The 12,451-nt window shown below is 26.6% G+C and carries 14 protein-coding genes; 2 read left to right on the forward strand and 12 right to left on the reverse strand.

The window, feature by feature from the left end; genetic code table 11:
- Nucleotides 1-9: 9 nt before the first annotated feature.
- The 4 genes from QOZ84_RS13855 to QOZ84_RS13870 all read right to left on the reverse strand — a co-directional run bounded on the left by QOZ84_RS13855 (nucleotide 10) and on the right by QOZ84_RS13870 (nucleotide 2,975).
- Nucleotides 10-771, reverse strand: coding sequence for a sugar phosphate isomerase/epimerase family protein (locus QOZ84_RS13855; protein ID WP_284133536.1), 762 nt, complete (start codon nucleotides 769-771; stop codon nucleotides 10-12).
- Between the two features lie 9 nt (nucleotides 772-780).
- On the reverse strand, nucleotides 781-1,314 hold the full coding sequence (gene lepB / locus QOZ84_RS13860) for a signal peptidase I (protein WP_284133537.1): 534 nt from the start codon (nucleotides 1,312-1,314) through the stop codon (nucleotides 781-783).
- A gap of 37 nt (nucleotides 1,315-1,351) precedes the next feature.
- A complete protein-coding gene (locus QOZ84_RS13865; protein WP_284133538.1) occupies nucleotides 1,352-2,155 on the reverse strand; it encodes a hypothetical protein in 804 nt (267 codons plus the stop codon).
- 112 nt (nucleotides 2,156-2,267) lie between these two features.
- Entirely contained in the window at nucleotides 2,268-2,975 is a 708-nt protein-coding gene (locus tag QOZ84_RS13870; protein WP_284133539.1) for a PrsW family intramembrane metalloprotease, read from the reverse strand.
- Nucleotides 2,976-3,099: 124 nt separating this feature from the next.
- Here QOZ84_RS13870 and sleC point away from each other — a divergent pair, with 124 nt between their 5' ends.
- A complete protein-coding gene (gene sleC / locus QOZ84_RS13875) occupies nucleotides 3,100-4,371 on the forward strand; it encodes a spore cortex-lytic germination protein SleC (RefSeq protein ID WP_284133540.1) in 1,272 nt (423 codons plus the stop codon).
- Between the two features lie 76 nt (nucleotides 4,372-4,447).
- Here the strand turns inward: sleC and QOZ84_RS13880 are convergent, their stop codons facing one another.
- From QOZ84_RS13880 to QOZ84_RS13895, 4 genes are all read right to left on the reverse strand, one after another.
- Complete coding sequence (locus QOZ84_RS13880) at nucleotides 4,448-5,821, reverse strand: DUF3298 domain-containing protein (protein ID WP_284133541.1); 1,374 nt, start codon at nucleotides 5,819-5,821, stop codon at nucleotides 4,448-4,450.
- Nucleotides 5,822-5,972: 151 nt separating this feature from the next.
- The gene (rlmD, locus tag QOZ84_RS13885) at nucleotides 5,973-7,331 is read right to left on the reverse strand and encodes a 23S rRNA (uracil(1939)-C(5))-methyltransferase RlmD (protein ID WP_284133542.1); all 1,359 of its coding nucleotides are present in this window, start codon (nucleotides 7,329-7,331) and stop codon (nucleotides 5,973-5,975) included.
- A 20-nt stretch (nucleotides 7,332-7,351) separates the two neighbouring features.
- Complete coding sequence (locus QOZ84_RS13890; protein ID WP_284133543.1) at nucleotides 7,352-8,074, reverse strand: pseudouridine synthase; 723 nt, start codon at nucleotides 8,072-8,074, stop codon at nucleotides 7,352-7,354.
- On the reverse strand, nucleotides 8,074-8,403 hold the full coding sequence (locus tag QOZ84_RS13895) for a DUF1904 domain-containing protein (RefSeq protein ID WP_284133544.1): 330 nt from the start codon (nucleotides 8,401-8,403) through the stop codon (nucleotides 8,074-8,076). Before QOZ84_RS13895 ends, QOZ84_RS13890 begins: the two co-directional genes overlap by 1 nt.
- A 190-nt stretch (nucleotides 8,404-8,593) precedes the next feature.
- On the opposite strand from QOZ84_RS13895, the gene fba reads away from it, so the two are divergent.
- Nucleotides 8,594-9,457 (forward strand): class II fructose-1,6-bisphosphate aldolase, encoded by an 864-nt coding sequence (gene fba, locus QOZ84_RS13900; RefSeq protein ID WP_284133545.1) that lies wholly within the window; start codon nucleotides 8,594-8,596, stop codon nucleotides 9,455-9,457.
- 101 nt (nucleotides 9,458-9,558) lie between these two features.
- Here the strand turns inward: fba and QOZ84_RS13905 are convergent, their stop codons facing one another.
- From QOZ84_RS13905 to QOZ84_RS13920, 4 genes are all read right to left on the reverse strand, one after another.
- The gene (locus QOZ84_RS13905; RefSeq protein ID WP_284133546.1) at nucleotides 9,559-10,044 is read right to left on the reverse strand and encodes a hypothetical protein; all 486 of its coding nucleotides are present in this window, start codon (nucleotides 10,042-10,044) and stop codon (nucleotides 9,559-9,561) included.
- 28 nt (nucleotides 10,045-10,072) lie between these two features.
- Nucleotides 10,073-10,633 carry a 5' nucleotidase, NT5C type gene (locus QOZ84_RS13910; RefSeq protein ID WP_284133547.1) on the reverse strand — a complete coding sequence of 187 codons (561 nt, stop codon included), beginning with the start codon at nucleotides 10,631-10,633 and terminating at the stop codon, nucleotides 10,073-10,075.
- Nucleotides 10,634-10,783: 150 nt separating this feature from the next.
- Nucleotides 10,784-11,614, reverse strand: coding sequence for a hypothetical protein (locus QOZ84_RS13915; protein ID WP_284133548.1), 831 nt, complete (start codon nucleotides 11,612-11,614; stop codon nucleotides 10,784-10,786).
- A gap of 95 nt (nucleotides 11,615-11,709) precedes the next feature.
- The gene (locus QOZ84_RS13920; protein ID WP_284133549.1) at nucleotides 11,710-12,402 is read right to left on the reverse strand and encodes a metallophosphoesterase; all 693 of its coding nucleotides are present in this window, start codon (nucleotides 12,400-12,402) and stop codon (nucleotides 11,710-11,712) included.
- Nucleotides 12,403-12,451 lie beyond the last annotated feature (49 nt).

Raw genomic sequence — 12,451 nt, forward strand, 5'->3', positions numbered from 1 at the left:
AAGAGGTATTTACACCTCTTTCATAATAAAATCTAAATTTTTGATACTATCCTCAATGTCTTTATAGTTAATTTCTAATACCATATAATTGGTATCTAAATTAACAACCTCTTTTATATGCTCCTTTGATAATATTCCTTTACCAATACCAATATGTTTATCATTGATGCCATCATTATCACTTAAATGAATTACTTTTGTTTTTTTGCTTAGTTGTTTTATATAATTATCTTTATTTATTAAATTATGTCCTGTATCATAGCAAAACCATAATCTACTATTTTTTACTCTCTCAAATATATATTCAAAATCATATGCTATGTTTCCAACATTTGAAAAATCTCCATTCTCTGAATACACATTCTCTATAGAAATATTGGTGTCTATTCTATCTGACAATACTTTTAAAAAATCACTACTAATATTTAAATATTTATTTCTATTTTTTTTAAGTCTGTTACTCATTACATATCCTAAGTGAAGGTTTATGTATTTTATATCTATTTCTTTTAAATTATCATATAATTTTCCCACAAATTTTATCCATGAATTTCTTATATAATCCACATTTTCACAAGTATTTAATTCCATAGGTAAATGAATCCCAAGTGATAAATCTAATTCTTTGATTCTATCTTTATAATCACATAATTTTTCGCATTCATCTAAGTTATCAATACCAACTTCTATATGTTTTATATCTTCTATTTTTTCACATAAATTTAAAGCTTCTTCAATATTAAATAAAAGTGCTGATATCCCTATTCTCATAACAAACCTCTAATTAACTTTTCCTATTTTATTAAATGGGAACAATCTTATCATAACTTTACCCATTACATCTTTTTCATTAACTAATCCAACATCTTCATATCTACTATCTAAGCTTTTTTCTCTATTATCTCCCATAGCAAATATTTTTCCTTTTGGTACAACAATATCTATATTTCCTTCAGTATAATTATCATGTATATATGGTTCATTTGTTAATTTATCATTTACATATACTTTTGAGTTTTCTATTTTTATATGGTCGCCTGAAACTCCAATAATTCTTTTTACTAGATCTTTTCGATCCCCATCTTCTTGTAATAGTTCTGTGCTAAATACTATTATATCTCCATCTTTTGGATCGCCAATTTTATACGCCATTCTATTAATTATTAAATAATCATTTTCCTCTAGGGTCGGATACATTGATTCCCCTCTTACCAATGTAGGCTTTATAAATTGAGTTATTATAACGGCAAATATAAGAGCTGTCGCAATTATCTTCATCCACTCTATCGCCTCTTTCTTTACTTTTTCATTCATCCGTACCATCTCCTCTAAAATTAGGTTACTCAATATATTAATTTGATTTTTTTAAGCTACCTATCATGTGTATTGCCATCTCATTAATATTATCATATTTATCCATCTTGATTCCAATATCTAACAATTCGCAAGCTTTAATTAAATCTTGTACTACCTCCATTGGGTTGCCATATAGCTCTTCAATATCTTCTTTACTTACACCTTTAAAACCATGTCCCACTGGGCTTTCATTTCTTAATCTAATTAAACTCTCTAGTCTGTCACTATTTAATATTTCTACTACTTTGTCCATTCTTTTAGTTTTTTTTATGTGCTTGTTTATATATTGAGTTACCCCATGTATTAAATTTCCATTATATATATTATACTTCTTTTTTAAAGTATATAAAATATTTTTCTTAGATACCATATAACCATGCATACATACTTTATATGTTTTTGATTCTTTAGTACTAATAAAAATGTATTTAAACAAAGCTTCTTTTAATCTATATAGCCTTCCTAGAAAATCTATATACTCTTCATTCACAATTTGAATTTTCATATTCTCTACTAGTTCAGATAGTATATCTTCAGGTTCTCCTATATTCAAGTTCTCTAAATTAGTTATTAATTTATTTATTTGCCTTCTTGATAACATTTCTTCACTCATACTATTTATACTTTTCAATGCTTTTTTAAAGTCAAAGTTAACGGCATATTTAGATGACTCCATTAGTAAATATAAATCTCCTTCTATAATTCCCGCTTCTTCTAATATATCTAAAACTGCATCATAGTCATATCTTTGTAAAAATTTAGATATAACGTACTCTTGGTTTTTATCTAATGAGCTCATAATATACCTCCTATATTATATTTATAAAATTGACCTTCTTTTATTATTGAACTATATTATATTTAAATATACATTTTTTGTATTGTATGATTAGTTATATTTATTTAAATATCTATTTCTTTTTTCTCTTTTTTAAAAATCGTATTTTAGATTTATCTATATAATGATCTAGCTTGTCTAAATTTATTTTCCATAAAAATATAATATAAATTATAAACAATACAACAGACCATCTATATTCTATCATCAATATAAAATCAAAAATTCCATGAAGCAATACTGGTACTAATATAGATAAAATAAGGTACTCTCTTTTTTTTATTTTTTCATTACTAAATTTATATTTAGATATATAATATCCCATTGTTATTGCAAACATAACATGTGCTGGTATAGATATTACTGCTCTTATAATACCCACTTCAAAAGCTAAGTTTCTATTTTCAAACAATATATATATTATGTTTTCTATTGTCGCAAATCCAAGAGATAAAAATATAGAGTAAATAATTCCATCTAATTTTTCATCGAATTTTTTTTCCTTTACTAAATTAGGTAATAAAACTATATATTTTAAGCCTTCTTCTGTTAATCCTGCTACTATAAATGACATAAAAATGTAATTAGAATATCCTTCAAATATTTTTATTTTAATTAAAATTCCTTCTATTATAATTGCTATTATACTTATAAAAACTCCCATTATAAAAAACTTACCTAATAACCGTATAGGCTCTCTATCATATTTATCTTTTAAGTATATCCATAACATACAAGCTATAGTAGGTGCAATAGCCAATATTAATAAATCTATCTTCATCAAAACACATCCCTTATTTATATTTTCATTTATATTATTTCCAATTACCTTAACAAAATAAGAACTATCTTCATACTATAAAATACAAGATATTATTAAATTATCTCAAAGAAAGGGTGATTCTATGCAAGATGGCTTTTTAACAGTTAGTGTTTTAGATAAAGCTACTAACAGACCTATTGAAAATGCTACTGTAAATATATATTCAATTCCACAAGATGGTGAGCGTGCAACATTAGTTTTAGAAAATTTAAAAACTAATTCCTCTGGTCAAGTAACTGGATTAAATCTTCCTGCTCCGGACATTAAGTTTTCGCAGCAACCTTCTGATGTAAGACCCTATAGCCAATACTCTGTAGAGACTATTGTTGATGGTTATGAAACCATAATTATAGAAGGAACTCAATTATTTCCAACTGTAGAAGCTAGGCAAAATGTTCCTCTCATAGCTAAAACTAGATGTAGAGGATCCTATTCTAGGCAAAATGAGGAAATATATGATATTGGAGATAATACTTTATATGGAACTTATCCACCTAAGATACCTGAAAGTAGCTTAAAACCACTGCCTCCACCTACAGGGTTTGTTGTTTTAGATAACCCTGTTGTGCCTGAATTTATAGTAGTACATGACGGATTACCTGAAAATAAATCTGCAAAAGAATATTGGGTTCCATTTAAAGACTATATTAAAAATGTTGCTTCTTCTGAGATATATTCTACTTGGCCTACTCAAACTATTTACTCTAATGTAATAGCTATAATTTCATTTACATTAAATAGAGTTTTTACTGAATGGTATAGAAATAAAGGTTATAACTTTACAATAACTTCTACTACTGTATATGACCATAAATTCATAAATAATAGGAATTTTTTTGATACAATAAATGTGGTTGTAGATGCTATATTTAACACATATATAAAACGTCCACCTACTTCAAGACAGCCTTTACTAGCTCAATATTGTGATGGTAAAAAATCTCAGTGCCCTAATCAAATGACTCAATGGGGAAGTAAAGATTTAGGTGCTCAAGGTAAAGACTTTGAAGCCATACTTAGATATTTCTACGGAGATGAAATAGTATTTGAAAAAGCTCCAATAGTAAGTGGCGTTCCTGTATCATTCCCTGGCGAGACACTACAGGTTGGATCTAATAATAAATATGTTAAAACTGTTCAAAACCAACTTAATGCTATAGCCAAAGGATATCCAGCAATTCCTAAAGTAAGAGAAGATGGAATATATGGTGATTCTACTGCTGAATCTGTAAAAACTTTCCAAGGTATATTTGGATTACCTCAATCTGGAGTAGTAGATTTTAAAACATGGTATGAAATATCTAGAGTATATGTTGCTGTAACTAAAATAGCTTCTTTAAATCCAACTATATAATTCAACTTAAATATTAAAAACCTATAAATTTAGGCGTACTATAACTAAATTTATAGGTTTTTTAAACTAATTATCTTTATTTAAATATTTCTACATACTTATCTTTTAACATATGATTTATTATACTTTTATTTATTGAAAACTCTGGTTCTCCAGCTGCATAAGGTGCTATTTCATATAAATCAAAATAAATAACTAAATTATCATCTTGTATATAAAATTTATTATTTAATTTTATTCCATTAAATTGATATACTCCTTCATATTCTTTATCGTTTTTAACTATATTTTCTATCTTATTTCTTATCTCATTATCTATTACTTTCTTATAATCTATATTTGGTTTAAATAAATCACTTAATGTTAATAGTTTTCCATCTTTCATATCAATATTATATGATACAGTTTCATAATATCCATGTGCACCACCACTGTATTTATAGTATCTTACATTTATGCTTAATAAATCATCACTATTTTTTTCAACTTCAAAATCAACATTAGCAACAAATTTATTTTCTATATCAGCTAAATTATCCAAATATTTTTTTGCTTCTGCTTGAGATTCATTATAAAATTCCATTATATCTTTTCTTATCTCGTCATTTATATATTTTTCAATTTCTTTATTTGATGTCATTATTATTGGTATATTTATTACACTATTAATATACTTATTATCTTTAGTTATTGTTTGAGTATCTATATTTGCGACAATATTACTAGTAGTAAGTGCTTTTATTTTATTTTTAAAAATCTCTATAGGTATTTTAAATTCATAACTTATATTACTATTATTTTCTCTATAAGGATTGAAATAAACTATTATTCCTCCATCTGCAATAATAAAGTCAGTGTATTTATTTACAACTATTTTTTGTTTATCAATTTTTAAGTTTTGTTTTTTAGCATAATTATATATATATTTAGTTATAATCTTTTCATAGTCTATATTCCCCTTTAATAAATTATCTAGATAAATTCTTTGCCCTGTTTTTAAATCAAATAAGTAACTATCTTTTTCTAATACAAATTCTTTTTTGCCTTTATTTATATTTTTGTATATTACTATATTTATTAAATTTCCATCTTCAAATGCTACATTATAATTTATAGCTATATTCTTCTTTTCATTATTATTGTTTAACTCACTCTCCTGTCTTTGATGATTTATATATTCATTTATATTTCTTCTTATATATGTATTTATATATCGTTGAACCTCACTATTTGAAAAATGTATTTGAGGCATTTTTACACTTATCGCTACGTTTTTATAATCTATTTTTGTTTTTTCTTCAGTTATTTTTACTGTTCTAAGCCCTTGAGATAAATTAGTCTGTATTGCATCTTTAATATTAAATTCGTCTTTTAAATTTATTAAGGTTATTACTGAAACAATTAATACTAATGGCATTATATATTTTAAAAGCTTATTTTTATTTTTCATATTAAATTCCTCCAAAATATAGTTCACTTATTATATTTTGGATTTTTCATATTTTTATCCTAATCAAATTTTGTAATTTTTGTTTTTAAAATAGCAAATAAAAAAATAAAAGCCACTCTAATATATAAGAGCAGCTTTCATTTTTTTATATTTATCTGACTTTTTTTAATTTTACTACTGTTTCTACATGAGGTGTATTTGGGAACATATCCATACACTTAACTTTTTCTACTTCATAACCATAGTTTCTAAATTCAACTAAATCAAGTACTAAAGTTTTAGGATTACAAGATATATAAACTATTTCCTTAGAACCAAATCCAGATATATCTCTTATAGCATCTTTGTGTACACCTGGTCTTGGTGGATCTACTATTATTAAATCTGGTTTATGTTTTAATTTTTTAACTGTTTTTGTAACATCTCCTGCAACAAACTCACAATTAGTTAATCCATTTAATTTAGCATTTTCATTAGCTGCAACTACAGCTTCTTCTATTATTTCAATTCCGTAAACTTTAGACGCAGCTCCTGCCATAACTTGTCCTATAGTACCAGTTCCACTATATAAATCAAAAACAACTTTATCTGCATGATCGCCTATAAATTCTCTCGTCATAGTATATAGTTCTTCTGCTCCTTTAGTGTTAGTTTGGAAGAATGAGAATGGAGATATTTTAAATTTAAGACCTAATATCTCTTCTTGTATATAGTCTCTTCCATGTAAAACTCTTAATTCGTCACATTGAACAGCATCTGCTAATCCATCATTTACAGTGTGTAGTATGCTTACTATTTCAGCTTCGGTTTCAAGTTTTAGTAACATTTCTTTGTATTCATTCATATCAAAATCAACTTGAGAAGAAGTTACTATATTTACCATAAGTTCTTTAGTATTTACACCTTTTCTAACTACAAGATTTCTTAAATATCCTTTATGGTTCATACCTTTATAATAAGGAAGCTGTTTTTCATTAAAGAACTCAACACTTGAAGTTAATACTGTTGTAAAATCTTGGTCTACTAAAACACATCCATCAACTGTTAATATATCTATGTGTTTTCCTTTTTTGTGAAGACCTAAAGTTAATGGTCCATCTTTCATTTCATCACCAAAAGTATACTCCATTTTATTTCTATATAATTTATCTTCTGGGCTTCCTTGTATTCCTAAAAATTGGAATCCAAACAAATCTTGCTTTAAAAATAAATCCATAACTTGTTTTTCTTTTATTTCTAATTGTTTTTCGTAAGGAACAGATAGTATAGTGCATCCACCACATTCGTTAAAATGTTTACATGTTTCTTCTGTTTCTATTGGTGAATTTTCTAGTAATTCTATTATCTTAACATCCGCTTTACCACTTCTAGTTCTCTTAACAGCCGCTTTTACTCTTTGACCGCTTATTCCACCCTTCATGTGTACTTCTCTGTTTCCTATTAAAGTTACAGAAGTTCCACCAAACTCCATCTTATCTACTTCAAATTCTATAATGTCTTTTTTCTTCACTTAAAATTACCTCCGCTTTTCTATCTTTCTTCCATTAATTTTATTTCTTCTATTGTTAATTCTCTGTATTCACCTAATTCTAAACTTTCATCTAAGTTTAATTTACCCATAGAAAGTCTTTTTAAATAAACTACTCTTTTACCTACGCTCTCAAACATTCTTTTTACTTGATGATACTTTCCTTCATGTATAGTAAGTTCTATTTCTGATATTTCATCACTTTTTAGTATTTTAAGTTGAGCTGGCATAGTTTCATATCCATCATCAAGTGTTACACCTTTTTCAAAAGCTATTATATCATCATCATTTACTATTCCATCTACTTTAGCATAATAAGTCTTAGGAACATGCTTTTTAGGAGATAATACTCTATGAGAAAGTTTACCATCATTAGTTAAAATTAATAATCCTTCTGTATCTTTATCTAATCTACCAACTGGAAACGGTTCATAAATAAGATATGATGGATCTATTAAATCTAATACTATTGGATCATGTTTATCAAATGTAGCTGATATATAACCGTCTGGCTTATTTAACATTATATAAATAAATTCTCTATAAGTTACTTTTTCACCATCAAATACTATTTCATCAACTTCTGGGTCTACTTGAAATCCAGGATTATTTACAACTTCTCCGTTTACACTTATCATTTTATACTTACAATATCTTTTCAAATCTGCTCTACTTCCACACCCTATAGTTGAAAGTACTTTATCTACCCTTAATTTCTTAGCCATTAAAAATGATCTCCGTTCTCATAGTATTTTTCTTTTTCAAATACTGTAAATGCTAAATCCATATCTTCTACATCTAAATTATTTCTTATACTATTAGTTATTATGTCTGCTACTATATTTTGAACTTCTTGTCCTCTATCAAACCACGCTACTTCTACAAATGGATAAACTGAATCTAGTTTACCATTTCTTATAGCAATTGATTTTATACATTCTATTTCAAAATAATCTCTTGGACACTTTACAGCTTCTACTAATTCATCTATCATTTTTTCACTTATTTTGCATATATCATTTTCATGTATACCTCTTATTTTTATTTGTGGCATAATCTATTTCCTTTCTTTTTTATCTGTTCATTACTTTATTTATACTTGTTATAGATATTATTATACTTTTAATTTGATGTTATTACAATTTACTATGTACTTTTTTTGTAGAAACGTTATAATATTAGATGATGGGTAAATTTTAAATTTAATAATTTTTTAACAAATTAACTTATATGGAGGTTTCACTATGTTAGTTTCAGCTACAGAAATGTTAAATAAGGCTAGAGAAGGAAAATATGCAGTAGGTCAATTCAACATCAACAACTTAGAATGGACAAAAGCAGTTTTATTAACTGCTCAGGAAAACAATTCTCCAGTTATCTTAGGGGTATCTGAAGGTGCTGGAAAATACATGGGTGGTTACAAAACTATAGTTGGTATGGTTAACGGAATGTTAGAAGAATTAAAAATAACAGTTCCAGTTGCTCTACACTTAGACCATGGTAGTTATGATGGAGCTTTAAAAGTAATAGAAGCAGGATTCTCTTCTGTTATGTTTGATGGTTCTCACTATGCTATAGAGGAAAATATAGCTAAGACTAAAGAAATAGTTGAAATAGCTCACGCTAAAGGAATATCTGTAGAAGCAGAAGTTGGTTCTATAGGTGGAGAAGAAGATGGTGTTGTTGGAGCTGGAGAAGTTGCAGACCCAGCTGAATGTAAATTAATAGCAGATTTAGGTGTTGATATGTTAGCTGCTGGTATAGGTAACATACATGGTCAATATCCAGAAAACTGGGCAGGATTAAGTTTTGATGCTCTAGAAGCTATAAATAATCTTACAGGAACTATGCCATTAGTATTACACGGTGGAACTGGTATTCCTGCTGATATGATACAAAAAGCTATATCTTTAGGTGTTTCTAAAATAAATGTTAACACTGAATGTCAATTAGCTTTCGCTGCTGCGACTCGTGAATACATCGAAGCTGGTAAAGACTTACAAGCTAAGGGATTCGACCCTCGTAAAGTTTTAGCTCCAGGTTTTGAAGCTATAAAAGCTACTGTTAAAGAAAAAATGGAATTATTCGGTTCTGTAAATAAAGCTTAATTAGTTTTATTCAGAATTGTAATTCTTTATAAAATTTAAATTTTTACAAAACAAATGAGACCTTGTTGTTTAGTTCCTACTAAATAATAAGGTCTTTTGTTTTAACTATAAAATTTAGATCCACCTGTTAATTGTCTTCTCCCAACTAATTTGCATAAATTAGTAAGAGATGCTATTTTTATTTCTTTAAAACTTATTAAAAATACAAATTTAAAATCAGTAAATGATTCATCTATATTGTATACGTCAAAGAAACACCTTATATTATCAGATAAATACTTATCCTGTAGTTCGTCTTCTATTTCATCTGTAGCATCCTTTAGATACGCTCTTACATCTTCAAAGAACACTTGAAAGTATGATTCGTCTATATCTTCTCCCATTTCTTCTATTAGTTCTTCTATATCTTCCATATCAAATACATCTTCTGCTAATTGACAGTCAAATGCCATTATATTTTCTTCTTTTATAGTATTTGATATATCCTTTATGTCCTCAATGTCTTCACGTAATCCTATAATATCTTTTACTTTATTACTATTTATAATAATGCTATTTTTTTGATTTTTGATTTTTAACTCTATCATAAGATCACCTTCCCCACTCGATGATACTTTAGCTATACGATTCTATAGCTTCTTTTATATCATTCCAGTTATTAACTCTAGTTATATTCTCATGTTCAATTTCTTTATTGTAGTTAGTATCTATCAATAAAACTTTCATGCCCTCAGCAGCTAACTGCATAGCGTTACTAGGATTATCCTCTATAAATATATTACACTGTAATTCTTTGGCTTTATCTATCTTATAGTCACTACCTAATAAATGTACATCTATATGCGAAAGTCCTTTTTCAGTTAACCAATTTGTAGTTACATCTGTTAGCTTTGGATTTCTAGCTGTAACAAAATACAAATTGTGCTTAGAATATAGTTCATCTATAATATCTTTTGCACCTTCTACAACTTCTGCTTCTGAATAAGAATACATATAATTTGTATGGAATTCATTTAATATTGTGTCCATATCTACTCCATATAACTCGTTCCAATTATAAGTATTACACTCATCTTGTGTTATATTTTTACTGAAAATTTCATTTAAGTACGGAATAAAATGATATGGACTAGTAATAGTCCCATCTATATCAATACATATATTTAATTTATCCATATTATCCTCCCTAATTACCTGTTAAACTTCATAATAAGATATTCTATCACAGGTTAAATTATAAATCAAAGTTCGCACTTTAAGTATATGTATATAATACCAAAAAGCTTACCTAAAAAGATAAGCTTTAATAAATTAATTATATATACTTTAATTGCTATCTATTTTAACATTTAAGTCACTTATTCTTTCTTTAAATGATGATATTTGCTTATCTGATAAATCTAGATATTGAGTTATTTTACCTACATATTTAGGGTTTTTAGTATCTACCAATTGAATTGCTGACTCCATTGCCATAGATCTTAACTCATATGCTTTTTTAACATCATTTCTTGCATTATCTAATTCTTTAATGTATTCATCCTTAAAAAGAGTTGGTATCTCCATTTTTTTGTACATGGATATAACTTCTTCACATTTTTCATGTGCATATTCTAAATCTTTTTTTATGTTAGATAAATTTTTTATGTTCTGTGATATATTTTTAGTATAAGGCATACAATCTCTCATTGGCATTAGTGCTACTGTTTCTATATCATAGATTTGTTTTTTAAATTCAAATATTATTTCTTTATCATTTTTTTGATTAATCTCTGTTTCTTCTACATTATCTATACTATTTTCATTAACTTCTTTTATTTCTGATTTATCATCTTGACTAAACTGTTCTTGATCATCTACTATCTTATTTTCATCCTTGTCTTGATATATATCTTCTTTATTTTTTGGATTAGGATTTTCACTAAAATTAGATGCATAGCTATTATCATCACTTTCTTCAGATACATAATTATGATAATACATCGCTTCTTTAATTTTATTTAATCCACTCATATAAATATTAGTTATAACTATTGTACTTACTAATACAACATAAATACTACTATATATACAAGATCTTTTAAAGTTACTATAATTCCTAAATAAAGCTATCAAGGGAATAAGGTATAGAAATAAGAATACTAATATCCATCTCATTAATAAACATCTCCTTCTTTTGTATATTAAAACAAAATGCCCCAATGTACCTTTTTTAACCATTTAGTTTATAGTATTTACAACTTTATAACTTATTAATCCAATATTTTATTTAATTTAAAATCTATATAATCACATGAAGCTAATATATACTCTACTCCATTTCTAAACCCTTTCAATCCCATTTTAAAAGATTCTTTTCCATGTAAATGGCCATATATTACTTTTTCTACATTATATTCTTCAAATAGTTTAGTAAATAGCGACTCTTCAAGTCTGTCATTAGTCGGTGGATAATGAGTTATTACTATTAACTTAGTGTATCCTTTTTTACGAGCTGATTCTAACGATAATCTCAATCTATTTTCTTCTCTTTTGTATATCTTTGCATCATTTTCATCAAACTTAACATCATTTGGACACATCCAACCTCTTCCACCACAAATAGCATAATCTTTATATTCATAAAAATTAGTTTGTAAAAAATTCATATTATCATATAATTTATTTAATCCAGTTACTGTAGTCCACCAATAATCATGATTTCCTTTTATAAATACTTTTTTTCCTGGAAGTTTATTTATTATGTCTAAATCTTCTTTTGCTTCACTTAAGTTTATACCCCAAGAAGTATCTCCTAGAACTAATACTAAATCATCATCTACTACATTACTTTCCCAACTTTCTATTATTTTAGATTCATGGCCTGTCCAATTGTCTCCAAATACATTCATAGGTTTATTAACCGCCGTTGAAAAATGTAAATCTCCTATTGCATATAAACTCATATATATATTCCTTTCTTTTATGTCTTTATTTTAATATTATTTTCTATAA

The sequence above is a fragment of the Romboutsia sedimentorum genome (genome assembly GCF_030131845.1).
GTDB lineage: Bacteria > Bacillota > Clostridia > Peptostreptococcales > Peptostreptococcaceae > Romboutsia_D > Romboutsia_D sedimentorum.